The 17,227-nt window shown below is 66.9% G+C and carries 15 protein-coding genes and 2 tRNA genes; 11 read left to right on the top strand and 6 right to left on the bottom strand.

The genetic code is table 11. The features are described from left to right. Positions 1-84: 84 nt before the first annotated feature. Positions 85-414, bottom strand: a complete 330-nt coding sequence (locus AB0H42_RS07680) for a hypothetical protein (protein ID WP_357051353.1) — start codon at positions 412-414, stop codon at positions 85-87. A 365-nt stretch (positions 415-779) separates the two neighbouring features. On the opposite strand from AB0H42_RS07680, the gene AB0H42_RS07675 reads away from it, so the two are divergent. The 4 genes from AB0H42_RS07675 (at position 780) to AB0H42_RS07660 (ending at position 5,069) form a co-directional block, all read left to right on the top strand. Further along, positions 780-983 carry a cold-shock protein gene (locus AB0H42_RS07675; RefSeq protein ID WP_040693519.1) on the top strand — a complete coding sequence of 68 codons (204 nt, stop codon included), beginning with the start codon at positions 780-782 and terminating at the stop codon, positions 981-983. Between the two features lie 588 nt (positions 984-1,571). Then, complete coding sequence (gene serA / locus AB0H42_RS07670; protein ID WP_357051350.1) at positions 1,572-3,170, top strand: phosphoglycerate dehydrogenase; 1,599 nt, start codon at positions 1,572-1,574, stop codon at positions 3,168-3,170. Positions 3,171-3,352: 182 nt separating this feature from the next. Beyond that, positions 3,353-4,360: a 3-isopropylmalate dehydrogenase gene (locus tag AB0H42_RS07665; protein ID WP_357051347.1), complete on the top strand. Its 1,008-nt coding sequence runs from the start codon at positions 3,353-3,355 to the stop codon at positions 4,358-4,360. Between the two features lie 106 nt (positions 4,361-4,466). Beyond that, entirely contained in the window at positions 4,467-5,069 is a 603-nt protein-coding gene (locus AB0H42_RS07660) for a Uma2 family endonuclease (protein ID WP_357051344.1), read from the top strand. Positions 5,070-5,235: 166 nt separating this feature from the next. Here the strand turns inward: AB0H42_RS07660 and AB0H42_RS07655 are convergent, their stop codons facing one another. Continuing rightward, the gene (locus tag AB0H42_RS07655) at positions 5,236-6,453 is read right to left on the bottom strand and encodes an MFS transporter (protein WP_357051341.1); all 1,218 of its coding nucleotides are present in this window, start codon (positions 6,451-6,453) and stop codon (positions 5,236-5,238) included. A 185-nt stretch (positions 6,454-6,638) separates the two neighbouring features. On the opposite strand from AB0H42_RS07655, the gene AB0H42_RS07650 reads away from it, so the two are divergent. From AB0H42_RS07650 to AB0H42_RS07635, 4 genes are all read left to right on the top strand, one after another. Then, positions 6,639-7,400, top strand: coding sequence for a fumarylacetoacetate hydrolase family protein (locus AB0H42_RS07650; protein WP_357051338.1), 762 nt, complete (start codon positions 6,639-6,641; stop codon positions 7,398-7,400). Between the two features lie 13 nt (positions 7,401-7,413). Further along, complete coding sequence (gltX, locus tag AB0H42_RS07645; protein WP_357051335.1) at positions 7,414-8,889, top strand: glutamate--tRNA ligase; 1,476 nt, start codon at positions 7,414-7,416, stop codon at positions 8,887-8,889. A gap of 216 nt (positions 8,890-9,105) precedes the next feature. Continuing rightward, positions 9,106-9,177: transfer RNA gene (locus AB0H42_RS07640), tRNA-Gln, on the top strand. A gap of 149 nt (positions 9,178-9,326) precedes the next feature. After that, positions 9,327-9,399 (top strand) — tRNA-Glu (locus AB0H42_RS07635). A 99-nt stretch (positions 9,400-9,498) separates the two neighbouring features. Here the strand turns inward: AB0H42_RS07635 and AB0H42_RS07630 are convergent. Both AB0H42_RS07630 and AB0H42_RS07625 read right to left on the bottom strand, forming a co-directional pair. Next, the gene (locus AB0H42_RS07630) at positions 9,499-10,026 is read right to left on the bottom strand and encodes a PPOX class F420-dependent oxidoreductase (RefSeq protein WP_357051332.1); all 528 of its coding nucleotides are present in this window, start codon (positions 10,024-10,026) and stop codon (positions 9,499-9,501) included. 34 nt (positions 10,027-10,060) lie between these two features. Beyond that, on the bottom strand, positions 10,061-10,762 hold the full coding sequence (locus AB0H42_RS07625) for an IclR family transcriptional regulator (RefSeq protein ID WP_357051329.1): 702 nt from the start codon (positions 10,760-10,762) through the stop codon (positions 10,061-10,063). Positions 10,763-10,908: 146 nt separating this feature from the next. Here AB0H42_RS07625 and leuC point away from each other — a divergent pair, with 146 nt between their 5' ends. The 3 genes from leuC (at position 10,909) to AB0H42_RS07610 (ending at position 13,789) form a co-directional block, all read left to right on the top strand. Continuing rightward, complete coding sequence (gene leuC, locus AB0H42_RS07620; RefSeq protein WP_357051326.1) at positions 10,909-12,324, top strand: 3-isopropylmalate dehydratase large subunit; 1,416 nt, start codon at positions 10,909-10,911, stop codon at positions 12,322-12,324. A gap of 49 nt (positions 12,325-12,373) precedes the next feature. Then, positions 12,374-12,982: a 3-isopropylmalate dehydratase small subunit gene (leuD, locus tag AB0H42_RS07615; protein ID WP_357051323.1), complete on the top strand. Its 609-nt coding sequence runs from the start codon at positions 12,374-12,376 to the stop codon at positions 12,980-12,982. Positions 12,983-13,138: 156 nt separating this feature from the next. Then, a complete protein-coding gene (locus tag AB0H42_RS07610) occupies positions 13,139-13,789 on the top strand; it encodes an HU family DNA-binding protein (protein WP_357051320.1) in 651 nt (216 codons plus the stop codon). A 283-nt stretch (positions 13,790-14,072) separates the two neighbouring features. On the opposite strand, the gene AB0H42_RS07605 is transcribed toward AB0H42_RS07610, so the two are convergent. Together AB0H42_RS07605 and AB0H42_RS07600 are read right to left on the bottom strand one after the other, a co-directional pair. Next, positions 14,073-15,038, bottom strand: a complete 966-nt coding sequence (locus AB0H42_RS07605) for a bifunctional NUDIX hydrolase/histidine phosphatase family protein (protein ID WP_357051317.1) — start codon at positions 15,036-15,038, stop codon at positions 14,073-14,075. Beyond that, positions 15,035-17,218, bottom strand: coding sequence for an RNA degradosome polyphosphate kinase (locus AB0H42_RS07600; RefSeq protein WP_357051314.1), 2,184 nt, complete (start codon positions 17,216-17,218; stop codon positions 15,035-15,037). The genes AB0H42_RS07605 and AB0H42_RS07600 overlap by 4 nt, the downstream gene beginning before the upstream one ends. Positions 17,219-17,227 lie beyond the last annotated feature (9 nt).

Genomic DNA, 17,227 nt, shown 5'->3' with positions numbered 1-17,227 from the left:
CGCGGCGCGGTGCCGGCATCGTGCGCCGGGACCCGCCGGATTCGGCCGGAGATGCGGGCCCGCGCACGCGGACCCGCATCGAGGTCAGCTGCTGCCGAAGAGGCCGCGCAGCAGATGGCGGGCCCAGCCCGCCGGGTTCTGCCAGCCGCGGTCCCGGTGCCGGTCGTGGTTCCAGTGGTCGTCGCGGTCGCGGTCCCAGTGGCGGTCACGATCGCGGTCGCGGTCCCAGTGGCGGTCGCGGTCGCGATCACCGTGGCGGTCGCGATCCACCTGGGTGTAGCCCGGGGCCGGGGCCGCCGGGTCGGCCACCGCGGGCGCCGCGAGGCCGGCCAGCGGAAGCAGGGTGATGGCACCCGCGACGGCGATCCGGGCGGTGGCCCGGCGGGTCGCGGATACTCGGTTCGTGCGGAACACGTCGAATCCTCTCGTACTGTGTCCTCCGGCGCAGCGGAAGTCACCGGCCGGAGGACGTTGAACCTTCACCCTCGCGCAATGGTCACGAAAGTCACAGACCTTCCGCGGATCCGATCGAGAAATCATCCCCGGGTACTACGGGGAATCCCGGGGCCCCGCGTCGACCGGGCGATGAGCGCGTCATCCGTGCGCGGGATCGCCCCGTCGGAGCGTGACGGCGGTCGCTCTTGGGCACCGCGTTCTTCCTCGCGATGAAAAATTTTCGAGGTGGAGGAACTTTTCCGAACGTGGCATCGTTGTCAGAGAGATCAGGCGGATCGACCGTGGTCCGTCTGGCTCGCAACAGAAAGTATGAAGTAAGTAACATGGCTCAAGGCAGCGTGAAGTGGTTCAACAGCGAAAAGGGCTTCGGCTTTATCGCGCAAGACGGGGGCGGACCTGACGTCTTCGTGCATTACTCGGCAGTGTCGGGAAGCGGTTTCCGATCCCTCGAAGAGGGTCAGCGCGTGGAGTTCGAGATCGGGCAGGGCCAGAAGGGTCCGCAGGCTCAGGACGTCCGCGCCATCTGAGTGGTGTGACGAAGCAGCGAGGCCCCGTACCGCAAGGTACGGGGCCTCGCTCCGTTTCCCGAGGCGTATCGCGGTCTCGACCGACCGCGGGTTATGGAATTTCCCGTTGGCCCGGCTCGGGTCCGCCGGTCATCGTTTCGCCGGTCGGCCGATACACCCCGAACGAAGAATTGACGCGTGATCGCCCGTAGCCGCCCGGTGTGAAAATCTGACAATTCGAATCGGTCCGTCCCGGAACGGAAATTCGGACCGCCCGGACTTTCGGCCGAACGCCACTCCCGGAGGTCTTTCTCGACTCCCGACCTGTGGTCCGAACGATTCCGAAACCTATCCTCGGACCGAGCGGGGTACCCACGGCGGTTTCCGCTTACGTCGCGGCCGCCCGCGCCGGGCGAATGTGCCCGCGCCGGTTCCACCACGACCTCGGCCCGGGCGCGCGGCGACCGTGTGCGTGATTCAGCCCACCCGGCCGGCCGGGTAGGCGCAGGTCGGCCGTTACCGATAGCAGGGGGCGGGACATGGCCGGATCGGTCCGAACTAAGCTTGGCCCCGTCAACTGGCCGTCCCCACATCCAGGAGTACCCCACTGTGAGCCAAGCAGGCCGTCCTGTAGTTCTGATCGCCGACAAGCTCGCCCAGTCGACCGTCGATGCGCTCGGTGACGGTGTCGAGGTCCGCTGGGTCGACGGCCCGGATCGGCCCGCACTGCTGGCCGCGGTGCCCGAGGCCGATGCGCTGCTCGTCCGCTCCGCGACCACCGTCGACGCCGAAGTCCTCGAAGCCGGTAAGAACCTGCAGATCGTCGCCCGGGCCGGAGTCGGCCTGGACAACGTCGATGTTCCCGCCGCCACCGAGCGCGGCGTGATGGTCGTCAACGCGCCCACCTCCAATATCCACACGGCCGCCGAGCACGCCGTCACCCTGTTGTTGAGCGCCGCCCGCCAGATCCCGGCCGCCGACGCCACCCTGCGCGAGCGCACCTGGAAGCGCAGCAGCTTCAACGGCGTGGAGATCTTCGGCAAAACCGTCGGTGTGCTCGGCCTGGGGCGGATCGGGCAGCTGTTCGCGGCGCGCCTCGCCGCCTTCGAAACCAAGATCGTCGCCTACGACCCCTACGTCTCCCCGGCGCGCGCCGCCCAGCTCGGCATCGAACTGCTGAGTCTCGACGAGGTACTCGAACGGGCCGACCTCATCTCGATCCACCTGCCGAAGACCCCGGAGACCAAGGGCCTGCTCGGTAAGGACGCGCTCGCCAAGACCAAGAAGGGCGTCATCATCGTCAACGCCGCGCGCGGCGGCCTGGTGGACGAGGCCGCGCTCGCCGAGGCGATCACCTCCGGACATGTCCGGGCCGCCGGTATCGACGTTTACGAGACCGAGCCCTGCACCGACAGCCCGCTGTTCGCACTGCCCCAGGTTGTGGTGACCCCGCACCTGGGCGCCTCCACCAGCGAGGCGCAGGACCGGGCCGGCACCGATGTTGCCAAGTCGGTGCTGCTGGCCCTGGCCGGCGAGTTCGTGCCGGGCGCGGTCAATGTCACCGGCGGCACCGTGGGCGACGATGTCGCCCCCTGGCTGGACCTGGTGCGCAAGCAGGGTGCCCTGCTCGGTGCGCTCGCCGACGAACTGCCGGTGAGCCTCGAGGTGCAGGTGCGCGGTGAACTGGCCGCCTCCGAGGTGGAGGTGCTGCAGCTCGCGGCGCTGCGCGGGGTGTTCTCCGCCCATGTCGACGATCAGGTCACCTTCGTCAACGCTCCGGCGCTGGCCGAGGCCCGCGGGATCAGCGCCGAGGTGACCACCGCGACCGAAAGCCCCAGCCACCGCAGCCTGGTGGATCTGCGCGCGGTGTTCGGCGACGGCCGCACCATCAATGTCGCGGGTGCGCTGACCGAGCCGCAGCAGGTCGAGAAGATCGTCAACATCAACGGCCGCAACTACGATATGCGCGCCGAGGGCATCAACCTGGCCGTCCTCAACTACGAGGACAAGCCGGGCGCGCTGGGCAAGGTCGGCACCGCGCTGGGCACCGCCGAGATCGATATCCTGGCCGCGCAGCTCACCCAGGACGCCAACAAAGAAGGCGCCACCGTCATGCTGCGGGTCAACAAGGAGGTGCCCGAAGCGGTGCGTTCCGAGATCGCCGCCGCGGTCGGTGCCGCCAAGGTCACCCTGGTCGACCTGTTCTGAGTTGTGCCGTGCACGCTGCCGCCCGGGCCGGTGGGCGGCGTGCGCCGACGGGTACGCACCCGCCCCGGGCCGCGCGGTCCGGGGCGGGCCGCACCCGGCCACCGTCCCGGTGACAGACCTACCCGGCCCGGCAGCCGCGTCCCGCCCTGTTCGCGGCCTCGTTCGTAGAAAGCGTGGTTGTCATGAAACTCGCCGTGATCCCCGGTGACGGTATCGGACCGGAAGTCGTCACCGAGGCACTCAAAGTGCTCGATGTGGTGCTGCCCGGGGTCGAACGGACTCACTACGACCTGGGCGCCAAGCGCTACCACGCCACCGGGGAGATCCTGCCCGAATCGGTGCTGCCGGAACTGAAACAGCACGACGCGATCCTGCTCGGCGCCATCGGTGACCCGTCGGTGCCCAGCGGCATCCTGGAACGCGGTCTGCTGTTGCGCACCCGTTTCGCCCTCGATCACCATGTGAACCTGCGCCCCTCCAAGCTGTACCCGGGCGTCGGCAGCCCGCTGGCGGGCACCCCGGATATCGACTTCGTGGTGGTCCGGGAAGGCACCGAGGGCCCGTACACCGGCACGGGGGGCGCGATCCGGGTGGATACGCCGCACGAGGTCGCCACCGAGGTCAGCACCAACACCCGGTTCGGTGTCGAACGGGTGGTCCGCTACGCCTTCGCCAAGGCGCAGGCCCGGCGCAAGCAGCTCACCCTGGTACACAAGACGAATGTGCTCGCCTTCGCCGGATCGCTGTGGCAGCGCACGGTGGACGAAGTCGGCGCCGAATTCGGCGATGTCGAGGTGGCCTACCAGCACATCGACGCCGCCACCATCCATATGGTGAACGATCCGGGCCGCTTCGACGTGATCGTCACCGACAACCTGTTCGGCGATATCATCACCGACCTCGCCGCCGCCGTCAGCGGCGGTATCGGCCTGGCCGCCAGCGGCAATATCGACGCCACCGGCACCAACCCGAGCATGTTCGAGCCGGTGCACGGCAGCGCCCCCGATATCGCCGGCCAGTCCAAGGCCGACCCGACCGCGGCCATCCTCTCGGTCTCGCTGCTGCTCGAGCACAAGGGCGAGACCGCGGCCGCGGCCCGTATCCAGGACGCGGTGGCCAAGGATCTGTCCGGTCGCACCGGCACCGCGTCGACCACCGAGATCGGCGACCGAATCGCCGCCGCTCTCTGACCTCGCGGGCCCCGGATTTCCGTGCGCGAAATCGGGTTGCGTGTCCGATACCATCGGGGATACCTGGGCGTATCCCCGATGGACGGCCCGAGCACTTGGAGGCAGCATGACCGCGTGGCACGCCACCAGTGATGTCGGCTTCGGCCCGTACACAGTGCTGGATCTCTACGATCTGCCGGAGGACGGCAAGGGTTTCGAACTCGAAGACGGGTGGTTGGTCGAGGTGGCAGCGGGGGCGCGGCACAACTTCATCGGGTGGTCGCTGGCCGGCCGAATCCGGACAGCCGCGGAAAGCGCCGACATATTCGTCTGTGACGGCGGCGAGTGGGAGGTCAGCACGCCGTCGGGCGTCCGTAAGCCCGATGTGTTCGTCGTTCCGAAAGCAGTGGCGCGAGCCGCGATTGTCGACGAATCGCCGAAACTGATCCCGGGTACCGACATCCTGCTGGCCATCGAGGTGGTGTCACCGGGTAGCGGTAGCGAACGCACCGACCGAGTGCGCAAGGTCCGCGAGTACGCGGCGCTGGGAATTGCGGAGTACTGGATCGTCGAACATCAGCCGCATATACGGATTCATCGAGGCGCCCTCGACGGTGCCTCCTATCGGTGGGACCCGCCGGTGGCGGAAGGCACCGAGTTCATCGCCGAGATCGAGGCCGACGCGAGAATTCGCGTGGCGCTCGATCCGGCGGTGCTCATCGATATCTGAAGATAGTCATCCGTTCGTCCGGCCCGGCCGGGCCACCGGATGAACCAGCGGCGCGACTATCCATGTGGTGGTCGGCGCGGCTGTACTCATCGAGACCCGACCGGCTGTCCGTTGAGCAGCCGGTCCGGTCGAGGGAGTTGTCGGCGGTGACGGATTCGGCTCCAGATTACTCGAGGGGCTTTTCCGACGCCACCGGGACCAGTGGGATCGCTACGGCCGCCAGGGCCGCTGCCGCCAGGTAAACCGCCGGGAAACCGGTCGCGGTGATGAGTGCGCCGAAGACCGGGGGCACCGCGGCGACGGTCAGGTTCTGGCCGGTGTTCTGGATGCCCAGCCCGCGCCCGCTCCAGAACGGCCCGGCGCGTTCGGCGATGGCGGTGAAGGCCAAGCCGTTGTCGGATACCGTGACCACCGAGGCGACGACGAGCAGTGGGATGGCGGCCCACCACCAGTGCGTCCAGGAGGTCAGCGCCAGCAGGGCCATGGTGGCGACCGCGGCGATCGCGACCTGGCGCAGCGGCCCCATTCGGCTGCCGACCCGGTCCGACCACGCACCGGCGCCGATCCGGCCCAGCGCGCCCAGGATCTGGGTGCCGGTGACCAGCGCGCCGGCCGCCGCCAGCGACCAGCCGAGGTCGCGGTGCAGCCACAGCAGCGCGAAGGTCCAGACGGTGGCCTGGGGGACGACCAGCAAAATCGATACGCCGTGGATACGCCACAGCGTGCTGCTGCCCCGGTAGGGATTGGCGCCGGTCGTCCGGGCCCGTGGCGGCCGGGGTGGGTCGATGATGCCCAGCAGGCAGCACACGGCGGCCAGTCCGGCCAGTAACGCGGGCACGCCGAGCGCGGGCGCGACACCGAAGCGGTCGGCGACCAGTGGCACGGACATCGCCGCGATCCCGACGCCCAGCGGCTGGCCGGTCTGCCGGATTCCCATGGCCAGGCCGCGGCGGTCGGGCGGGAACCAGCCGACGATCACCCGGCCGCTGGCGCCGTTGGTGCTGGCGGCGCCGATCCCGCCGAGGAACAGCAGCACTCCGAGGGTGGGGTAGCCGGTGGTGAAGGTGGCGGCCGCGCCGGCCGCGCACATGATCACCGGCCCGGCGACCAAGGCGATCCGTTCGCCGACCCGGTCGACCAGATAACCCCAGGCGATGAGGGCGCAGCACAGACCGACGGTGGGCATGGCCACCAGCAGGCCGGCGGTGGGCAGCGGCATGCCCCCGGCGGTCAGCGCGGGGAGCAGGAACGGCACCCCGTGCACGAAGATCGCGCTGGATACCTGGGCGAAGACCCCGAAGGTGAGCATGAGCCAGCGGTGGGCGGGAGAGATCTGCCTACCGGACGCGGCGATCGGGAGGGCCGCCGAAGGACTATGCGCCATGGTTCCCCTTCTCGGAACGAGAATATCTCAATATATGAGAGTGAATTCTCAATCTTTGAACTTACGACGGTCACGGTACACGTCCGGACCCCGGATCCCGCAAGTAGTGCACGGTTCTCGCCGCCGGGCGGACCGACCGGTCGGGTGCATTCGGGCTGGTGAACCCGGCTGGATAGACTTCGGTCATGCGTCTAGGTCGAGTTGCCAGCCCCGACGGGGTCGCGTTCGTCGCCATCGAAGGCGAAACAGCCAAGGAAATCGCCGAACACCCGTTCGGTACCCCGACGTTCACCGGCCGCAGCTGGCCGCTGGCCGATATCCGTCTGCTCGCTCCGATCCTGGCCAGCAAGGTGATCTGCGTCGGCAAGAACTACGCGTCCCATGCTGCCGAGATGGGTGGTGAGGCGCCGGCCGAACCGGTGATCTTCATGAAGCCGAATACGTCCATCATCGGCCCCGGTATCCCGATCATCGTGCCGCCCAGCTCGTCCCGCGTCGACTACGAGGGTGAACTCGCCGTGGTCATCGGCCGACCCTGCAAAGACGTTCCCGCGGCCCGGGCCAAGGACGTCATCCTGGGCTATACCGTCGCCAACGATGTGACCGCCCGTGACCAGCAGGCCCAGGACGGTCAGTGGACCCGGGCCAAGGGCTACGACACCTTCTGCCCGCTGGGGCCGTGGATCGAAACCGAACTCGATCCCGCGGATCTCGAGATCACCACCGAACTCGACGGTGAAGTACGCCAACGTAGTACCACATCGCTACTGTTGCATGATATTCCGGATATCATCGAATGGGTCACCCGGGTGATGACCCTGCTCCCCGGTGACGTCATCCTCACCGGAACTCCCGAAGGTGTCGGCCCGATGAAAGACGGTCAAACGGTGTCGGTCACCGTCTCCGGTATCGGCACGCTGACCAATCCCGTTGCCGCAAAACGCTGAACGAAAGAGGGACATGACAAACGTACGGGTCCGTTTCTGCCCGTCACCCACCGGGACACCGCATGTCGGGCTCATCCGCACGGCGCTGTTCAACTGGGCCTATGCCCGCCATCAGGGCGGCACGTTCGTCTTCCGTATCGAAGACACCGATGCCGCACGGGATTCCGAAGAGTCCTATCAGGCGCTGCTGGACGCGTTGCGCTGGCTCGGACTCGATTGGGACGAAGGTCCGGAAATCGGCGGGCCCTATGCGCCCTACCGGCAGTCGCAGCGGCGCGAAATCCACCGCGATGTGGTGCAAAAACTCCTCGACGCCGGCGAGGCGTACGAATCTTTTTCCACGCCAGAAGAAGTCGAGGCGCGCCACCGGGCGGCCGGGCGTGACCCGAAACTCGGCTACGACAATTTCGACCGCGACCTCACGGCCGAGCGGATCGCCGAATACAAGGCCGCCGGCCGGGGCGCGGTGGTCCGGTTGCGCATGCCCGATACCGACCTCACCTGGCACGATCTGGTACGCGGAGAAACCACCTTCAAAGCGGGTTCGGTGCCGGATTACGCACTCACCCGCGGCACCGGCGATCCACTCTATACGCTGGTCAACCCGGTCGACGACGCCACCATGCGGATAACCCACGTCCTGCGCGGCGAAGACCTGCTCTCCTCCACGCCGCGCCAGCTCGCGCTCTATGCCGCGCTGCAGCGCATCGGGGTCGCCGATTCCACTCCCGAATTCGGTCATCTGCCGTTCGTGATGGGGCAGGGGAACAAGAAACTGTCCAAGCGCGACCCGGAGTCCGACCTCTTCCTCCACCGCGATCGGGGATTCATTCCCGAAGGGCTCCTCAATTACCTCGCGCTCCTCGGCTGGAGCATCGCCGACGACCACGATGTCTTCTCCATGAACGAGATGGTCGCGGCCTTCGATATATCGAAAGTGAATTCGAACCCGGCCCGCTTCGATCAGAAGAAGGCCGATGCGATCAATGCCGAGCACATCCGTTTGCTGGAGCCGGCCGATTTTGCCGGACGGTTGCGCACTTTTTTCACGGACCGCGGATATATCGGTGCCGGAATAGACGAGAAGGTTTTTGCCGCCGCCGCCGATCTGGTGCAGACGCGCATTGTCGTGCTCGATGACGCATGGGGCCTCTTGCGATTCCTTCTCGCGCCTTCCGACGAGTTCGGTATCGACCCCGCCGCGGGCAAGAAGAATTTGGGACCGGACGCCGTTCCGGTATTGGACGCCGCAATTTCCGCACTCGAACCGCTGACCGCCTGGACCGCTTCCGAGATCGAGGACGCGCTGAAAGTCGCGCTGATCGACGGAATGGAATTGAAACCGCGGAAGGCGTTCGCGCCGGTGCGGGTATCGGTCACCGGATCACATATCAGTCCGCCGCTGTACGAATCCATGGAACTGCTGGGCCGCGAGCTCACCATGCAGCGACTGCGCGCGGGCCGCGAATGGACACCGCCCGCCGACTGAGCGCCGGCGCGACGACGCCGTCCCCGGCCCCACCGGGGACGGCGTCCGTCCCGCCCCGGCCCGCGCCCTGTGGGCCGCGCCGCGGCACCGTTACACACCTGATGTGTCGGCGTGACCAGGCGATTTGTAGTTTCCCCGGAGCAGTTTGGTACTCTCTTTCTCGGCCGGAACGACGGTGCCACCGCAGCCAGCGGTGAAGCCGAAAGCCCAGGTCATTGGGGTATGGTGTAATTGGCAACACAGCTGATTCTGGTTCAGCCATTCTAGGTTCGAGTCCTGGTACCCCAGCGGAGATCGCTCTCAGCTTCATCGTCCAGATGCGGTGCGGAACGAATTATCCAGGCGATTTGGTCGCCGCCGCCCGGTCGGTTACGCTGATCGAGCTTCGGATCGAGAGATCCGCGATCCACTCCAGCCGGGAGTTGATCACAAGTCCTGGCCCCGTCGTCTAGCGGCCTAGGACGCCGCCCTCTCAAGGCGGTAGCGCGGGTTCAAATCCCGTCGGGGCTACTCACTGCGAGGCCCATGCTCATGGAGAGCATGGGCCTTTGCTGATTCACGGGCCGGACGAGCGCCGGGTGCTGCCGACCGGACAGCACCCGGGGTCGATCAGTCGTCCAGGGCGTTGGCGGTGGAGCCGGCCAGGGGCATGGCGGGCAGGCCCAGTTTGCGGTGGTCCCAGCTGCGGATGCGGTCGGGGACGATGCGGACCGCGACGCGCTTGTTCAGCATGCCTTCGACGTATTCGCGCATATCGTCGGTGTACGGGCCGGTGTAGCGCTCCCAGACGCTGACCCCGACGGCGAACAGTTTCTCCGGGTCGTCGATGATCTCGGCGTGGCCCTCGACGGAGACGCCGCGCAGGGTGTCGTAGGTTTTCCCGGCCTCGATCATGCAGGTGACCGTGGGGTTGCGGCGCAGGTTGACGGCCTTCTGGGATTTGCCCTTGGTCTCGAACCACAGTTCGGGTATCGCGCCGGGCCGCTCCGGATCGGCGATCAGCGCGTACCACATGGCGGTGAGGTGCGGTTTACCCTCCGCACCCAGGCTTGCCAGGGTGGCGACGCGACTGCGGGTGAGGAAATCGGTGATCTCGGTATCGGTCATCACGATCTGTGACCGTTGGTTCACTCCCATCAGGCCACCATAAGTGACGGCAGCTGCCCGCCGCTCAGAGTCGGCGGTGCAGCGCATCGGCGGCCGCGACCAGGTCCGCCGCCCAGCGAGCCCCCGGTCGGCGGCCCATTCGATCGATCGGGCCCGATACCGAGACCGCGGCGACGACCGCGCCCTGCTGATCGCGCACCGGCGCCGAAACGCTGGCCACCCCGGCCGCGCGCTCGCCGGCGCTCTGGGCCCAGCCGCGTTTGCGTACCTCGGCGAGCGTGCGTTCGGTGAACATGGCGTCACCGAGGACAGTGCGCTGCAGTTCGGGATCGGTCCAGGCGAGGAGTACTTTGGCCGCGGATCCCGCGGTCAGCGGGAGGCGGGAGCCGATCGGCACGGTGTCGCGCAGCCCGGCGGGGGGTTCGAGGGCGGCGACGCAGACCCGTTCGTTGCCCTCCCGGCAGTACAGCTGCACACTTTCGCCGGTGATCTCCCGCAGCCGGGGCAGGATCGAGCCCGCGGCCTCGAGTAGCGGGTCGGCGGCGCCGGCGGCGAGTTCGGCCAGGGCGGGGCCGGGGCGCCAGGAGCCGTTTCCGTCCCGGGCGAGCAGCCGGTGCGTTTCCAGGCCGACCGCGAGCCGGTGCGCGGTCGCGCGGGGCAGGCCGGTGCGCTCGCACAGCTCGTTGAGACCGCAGGGCCGCTCGGCGACCGCATACAACACTGCCACCGCTTTGTCCAGGACGCCGATACCGCTATGCTGTCTCATACAACGATATTAGCGTCCTGCATTCTGAGATGCCATTACGAACAGCCCAGGTGGCGTCCTGGAAGGGGTCGCATGATTCCAGCTAGCGCGTATCCGGTGCCGGGCAGGTCCGGGCCGGATGCCGAGCCCGAAAGGTGATCGCAACAATGCCACGTACGCTGGCCGAGAAGGTATGGGAACAGCACGTCGTCGCCCGCGGTGAGGGAGAGGGTGAGGCGCGCGAACCCGATCTCATCTACATCGATCTGCATCTGGTGCACGAGGTGACCAGCCCGCAGGCCTTCGACGGTCTCCGGGCCGCCGGTCGCCCGGTGCGCCGGCCCGATCTCACCATCGCGACCGAGGACCACAATGTCCCGACCATCGATATCGACAAACCCATCGCCGACCCGGTCTCGCGGACCCAGGTGGACACGCTGCGCCGTAACTGTGCGGAATTCGGCGTCCGGCTGCACTCGATGGGCGACCGGGAACAGGGCATCGTCCACGTCGTCGGACCACAGCTGGGGCTGACCCAGCCCGGCACCACCGTGGTCTGCGGGGACAGCCACACCTCCACCCACGGTGCCTTCGGCGCGCTGGCCATGGGAATCGGCACCAGCGAAGTCGAGCATGTGCTGGCCACGCAGACTCTTTCGCTGCGGCCGTTCAAGACAATGGCGATCACCGTCGACGGCGTACTGCCGCCGGGGGTCACCAGTAAAGACCTGATTCTCGCGGTGATCGCCGAAATCGGTACCGGCGGCGGCCAGGGCTATGTGCTCGAGTATCGCGGTGCGGCCATTCGCAATATGTCGATGGAAGCGCGGATGACCGTCTGCAATATGTCCATCGAAGCCGGTGCCCGGGCCGGAATGATCGCCCCGGACGAAACCACCTACGAGTTCTTGAAAGGCCGTCCGCACGCCCCGCAGGGCGCGGACTGGGATGCCGCGGTGGAGGCATGGGAGGCGCTGAAGACCGACGAGGACGCGGTTTTCGATCGGGAGGTGCACATCGACGCGAGCGCGCTCACCCCGTTCGTCACCTGGGGCACCAACCCGGGGCAGGGGCTGCCGCTGGGCGCGAATGTGCCCGATCCGGCGCAGATCGCCGATGAGACCGCGCGTGAGTCCGCGGAGAAGGCGCTGCGCTATATGGATTTGACCCCGGGTATGCCGCTGCGCGAGGTCTCGGTGGACACCGTGTTCGTCGGATCCTGCACCAACGGCCGGATCGAGGATCTGCGGGCCGTGGCGGAGGTGCTGCAGGGCCGCAAGGTGGCCGAGGGCGTGCGAATGCTGGTGGTACCGGGCTCGATGCGGGTGCGGGAACAGGCCGAGGCGGAGGGGCTGGGCGAGATCTTCACCGCGGCCGGGGCCGAATGGCGGCAGGCCGGATGCTCGATGTGCCTGGGGATGAACCCCGATCAGCTCGCCCCGGGCCAGCGCTGCGCGTCCACCTCGAACCGGAACTTCGAGGGCCGGCAGGGCAAAGGCGGGCGTACCCACCTGGTGTCGCCGCTGGTGGCCGCCGCGACCGCGGTCCGCGGCATGCTGTCGGCGCCCGCGGACCTCAACTGAGCCCGTCTTATATCGAAACCCACTGATAGCCGAAACAGGGAGAAATACGATGGAAGCCTTCACCGTGCACAAGGGGATCGGTGTTCCGCTGCGCCGGTCCAATGTCGACACCGACCAGATCATCCCGGCCGTCTATCTGAAGCGCGTCACTCGTACGGGATTCGAAGACGGCTTGTTCGCCGCCTGGCGCGGTGACGAGGACTTCATTCTGAACACCGAGCCGTACAAGCACGGCAGCGTCCTGGTGGCCGGACCGGATTTCGGGACCGGATCTTCCCGTGAGCACGCTGTCTGGGCGCTCATGGACTATGGCTTTCGGGTAGTTATCTCTTCACGTTTCGCCGACATCTTCCGTGGTAATGCGGGTAAGGGCGGTCTGCTGGCGGCACGAATGTCACAGAATGATGTCGAAATGCTCTGGAAGTTGCTCGAGGAACAGCCCGGACTGGAATTGGTTGTGGACCTCGCGGCGCGCACGGTGGCCGCAGGAACCATCGTGTTGCCGTTCGATATTGACGACTACACCAGGTGGCGCCTGTTGGAGGGTTTGGACGACATCGGCCTGACGCTGCGGCGTAGCGATGTGATCGCCGAGTTCGAAAAGACAAGGCCGGCTTGGAAACCAAAGACCCTGCCCGAACCTATTTCGCAGGCGTAATGTTCTCGGCCTCTTAGCGGCCCCCCAGATGTCGTGGTAGCTGTGCGTGTGCTAGACCACATGAATTTTGGCGTGGCACATAGACTCTTGCCCAATGTGGGTTTACCGTGGTACCTAGTCGGTCCGACGACGGGCCATTAGTCTGCGGAGGATTCAATGAACAAGGCGGAACTGATCGACGTTCTGACCGAAAAGTTGGGTACTGACAGGCGCACGGCCACCGCGGCAGTCGAGCATGTGGTCGACACCATCGTGCGCGCGGTACACAAAGGGCAGAGCGTCACCATCACCGGTTTCGGTGTGTTCGAACAGCGTAAGCGGGCAGCCCGGGTGGCGCGGAATCCGCGTACCGGGGAAACCGTCAAGGTGAAGCCCACTTCGGTGCCGGCGTTCCGGCCCGGCGCCCAGTTCAAGGCGGTTATCGCGGGTAAACAGAAGCTCGCGGCGACCGGTCCCGCGGTGAAACGCGGTGTCAATGCTCCTGTGGCGGCCAAGAAATCCACAGCGAAGAAGACAACGGCGAAGAAAACCACCGCCAAGAAGGCCGCGACGAAGGCGCCCGCCAAAACAACGGCACGGAAGACGGCCACCAAGGCGCCGGCCAAGAGCACCGCCGCCAAGAAGACGGCCACCAAGACCGCGGCCCGCAAGACGGCGGCGAAGAAGACGCCCGCCAAGGCCACGGCCACGGCCACCAAGAAGGCCACCGCCAAGAAGACCACCACGGCCGCCAAGTCCACGGCCAAGAAGTCGGCCACCGCGAAGCGGACCCCGGCCAAGAAGACGACAGCCAAAAGGGCTCGCTGACCCGCAGCCCAGGCGTGCCGGCGCCGCACTGATTCCAGCCGGGGTCCCACCGGATCCCGTATGCCCGGCCCGCCCATGCGGCTCCGCCGCACTGTTCGACTCCGCCGGAGCCCGGGTGCGTGCTCGCACCCGCGGACGGCACGAGACCCCGCGATCGGTTCTCGTCAGCGAGTCACCGGGTGTGATGACTCGGGGACTCGCAGATCCACACAACCGGAACGCCGGACGGACGAGCCCCCGGGCAACCCCCGGGGGCGTAGCCGTCTCTTGTGCCCGGCGCGTCCTATGCGGTGACCGCGGGCGCGGTATCGACCGCCAGCGATCGGTCGAGATGATCGGCGGCCACCAGCCGCTCACCCGAGAACGACAACACCCAGACCGACCCCTTACGGGTCCGCACGGGCGACAACCGCATCCCGTTCTGCGCCGCCCACCAGCGGACCAGGTCCGGAATGGTGTCGCCCTGACTGCACAGCACCCGGACACGCTGCGTCGAGACCAGCGACCGGATCCGGTCCCGGGCCTTGTCCGGATCGGCGGCATAGCCGATATCGCCCAGCAGCGGTTCGATCTCCACCTCGACGCCGAGTTCCTCGGCCAGCGGCGCCACCGTCTGCACACAGCGCAGCGGTTCGGCCGAATAGATGTCCTGCGCGCCGAACGCCAGTAGATTCGGGACCAGCGCCAGCGACTGCCGATAGCCGGCCGATTCCAGCGGGCGCTGTTCGTCGGAACCCTTGTAGCGGTCGCGTCGCCCGGCCTTGGCGTGGCGCACCAGCAGCACGGTATGTGTATCGGCGGGTAACCGGGTGAACGCCCGTACGATCTGGCGGTCCATCGGATACGACAGTTCCGACATCACCGTGTCCAGCGCACACCAGGTCAGTTCGTCGACCTCGCTGTTGGCGCTGAATTCCCCGTCGACGACCTCCGCGGCCCAATAGTCGACCCGTTTCATCTTGCGATGCCCGGTGATCGGATAGGTCACTTTGCCGAGATAGCGGCCCAGCCGGGGCCGCAATCCGGTTTCCTCCTCGGTCTCCCGGAACGCCGCCAGGACCGGCGACTCACCGGGATCGAGTTTGCCCTTGGGCAACGACCAGTCCTGGTATTTGGGGCGCCGGATGACCGCGATCTCGATACCGCCCGCGGAACCGGGTGCGTGCCGCCACAACACGGTGCCCGCCGCATGGATATTGGGTGCTGTCCGGGGATCCGGGTAGGTCGGTGGAGTATGTGTGCCGTTCACTGCTGATCCGGACGGCGTAGCCGCATGAGTGCCACCTGGTGATCGCGGACTTCGATACCGTCACCGTCGGCACCGGCCCGGCCGGGGCTGGATTTCCAGTTGCCGTCGGAGTCCAGGATCCAGCAGCGGGTCATCGGGTGCAGGGCGGATTCGAAGATCCCGTCGAGCCGCTCGCACAGCTTGGGATCCTTCACCTGGGCCATGACCTCCACCCGGCGGTCCAGATTGCGATGCATCATATCGGCGCTGCCGATCCAGAATTCGTTCTGTGCCCGGAAGTTGAGGATCCGGGAATGCTCGAGTACGCGGCCCAGAATGGAGCGCACCTCGATGTTCTCGCTCATTCCTGGGACCCCCGCCCGCAGGCCGCAGATACTGCGCACCACGATGCGTACCGGCACCCCCGCCTGGGAGGCGCGGTAGAGCGCGTCGATGATCTGCTCGTCGACCAGCGCATTGGCCTTCAACCGGATGCCGGCCTCGGCACCGGAGCCGGCAAGTTCTATCTCCCGTTCGATCCGGGCGATGATCCCGGCCCGGATACCGTTCGGGGCCACCAGCAGATTGCGGTAATCGGATTTACGGGAGTAGCCGGTGAGCGAATTGAACAGATCGGTGAGATCGGCACCAATTTCGGGTGCCGCGGTGAGCAATCCGACATCCTCGTACAGGCGGGCGGTCTTGGGGTTGTAGTTCCCGGTACCGATATGGCAGTAGCGGCGGATGGTGGAACCCTCGCGGCGCACCACCAGGCAGGTTTTGCAGTGGGTCTTCAGCCCGACCAGACCGTAGACCACGTGCACGCCCGCCTGTTCCAGCGTGCGCGCCCATTTGATGTTGGCCTGCTCGTCGAACCGGGCCTTGATCTCCACCAGCGCCACCACCTGTTTGCCCGCCTCGGCGGCATCGATGAGGGCGTTCACGATCGGGGAGTCGCCGGAGGTCCGGTACAGGGTCTGTTTGATCGCCAGCACCTGCGGATCGGCGGCGGCCTGTTCGATGAAACGCTGCACACTCGTGGAGAACGAATCGTAGGGGTGGTGCACCAGCACATCGCCCTCGCGCAGCGCCTGGAACACATTGCGCGGTGTTTCCCGTTCGCCGAACGCGGGCGGCGTCGCGGGCACATAGGGGGCGTCCTTGAGGTTCGGGCGGTCCACCCCGTACACCTGCCACAGGCAGGACAGATCCAGCAGTCCGGGGACCTGGATGACATCGGCGGGATCGACCTCGAGCTCGCGCAGCAGCAGATCGAGCATGTGCTCGGTCATATCGTCGGAGACCTCGAGCCGGACCGGGGACCCGAAGCGGCGGCGCGCGAGTTCCCGCTCCAGCGCCTGCAGCAGGTCCTCGTCGCGGTCCTCGTCGACTTCGAAATCGGCGTTGCGGGTGATCCGGAACGAATGGTGCTCCACCACGGTCATACCGGGGAACAATTGATCCAGATGGGCCGCGATGAGCGCTTCCATCGGGAGGAAGGCGGCGATGCCGCCGCCGCTGGGTCCCGGCCGGCGAACCCGGACGAAACGGTCCACATTGTCGGGGACCTTCACCCGGGCGAAATGCTCGCCGCCGGTGCTCTCGTCCTGGACGGTCACCGCGAGATTGAGGCTCAGGCCGCTGATGTAGGGGAAGGGGTGGGCCGGGTCGACGGCCAGCGGGGTCAGTACGGGGAAGACCTGTTCCTGGAAATAGGCCGACAGTCGTACCCGTTCGGCGTCGTCGAGATCGGCCCAGTCGATAATCGCGATGCCCTCTTCGGTGAGCGCGGGCAGTACTTCGGTGAGGAAGACCTCGGCGTGCCGGACCGCGAGATCCTGACTTCGCACGGCGATGAGAGCCAGTTGTTCGTTCGGCGTGCGGCCGTCGGCGGACCGGACCGAAAGCCCCGTTTCGGCGCGGCGTTTGAGACCGGCGACGCGGACCATATAGAACTCGTCGAGGTTCGAGGCGAAGATCGCCAGGAATTTCGCGCGTTCCAGCAACGGCAGCGAACTGTCCTCGGCCAGCGCCAGGACTCGGGCGTTGAAATCCAGCCAGCCCAACTCCCGGTTCAGGTAGCGATCGGCCGGCAAACGGGGTGCGTTCCCGACGGCGGGGATCTGGGTGGCGGCCGGAGGCGGGGTCGGGAGCACCTGTTGCTGCTTGATGGTTTCCGTATCGCTCACACCTACGATCATTCCCTACGA

Source organism: Nocardia sp. NPDC050799, assembly GCF_040654015.1.
GTDB lineage: Bacteria > Actinomycetota > Actinomycetes > Mycobacteriales > Mycobacteriaceae > Nocardia.
This window is presented reverse-complemented; position numbering and strand designations above follow the sequence as displayed.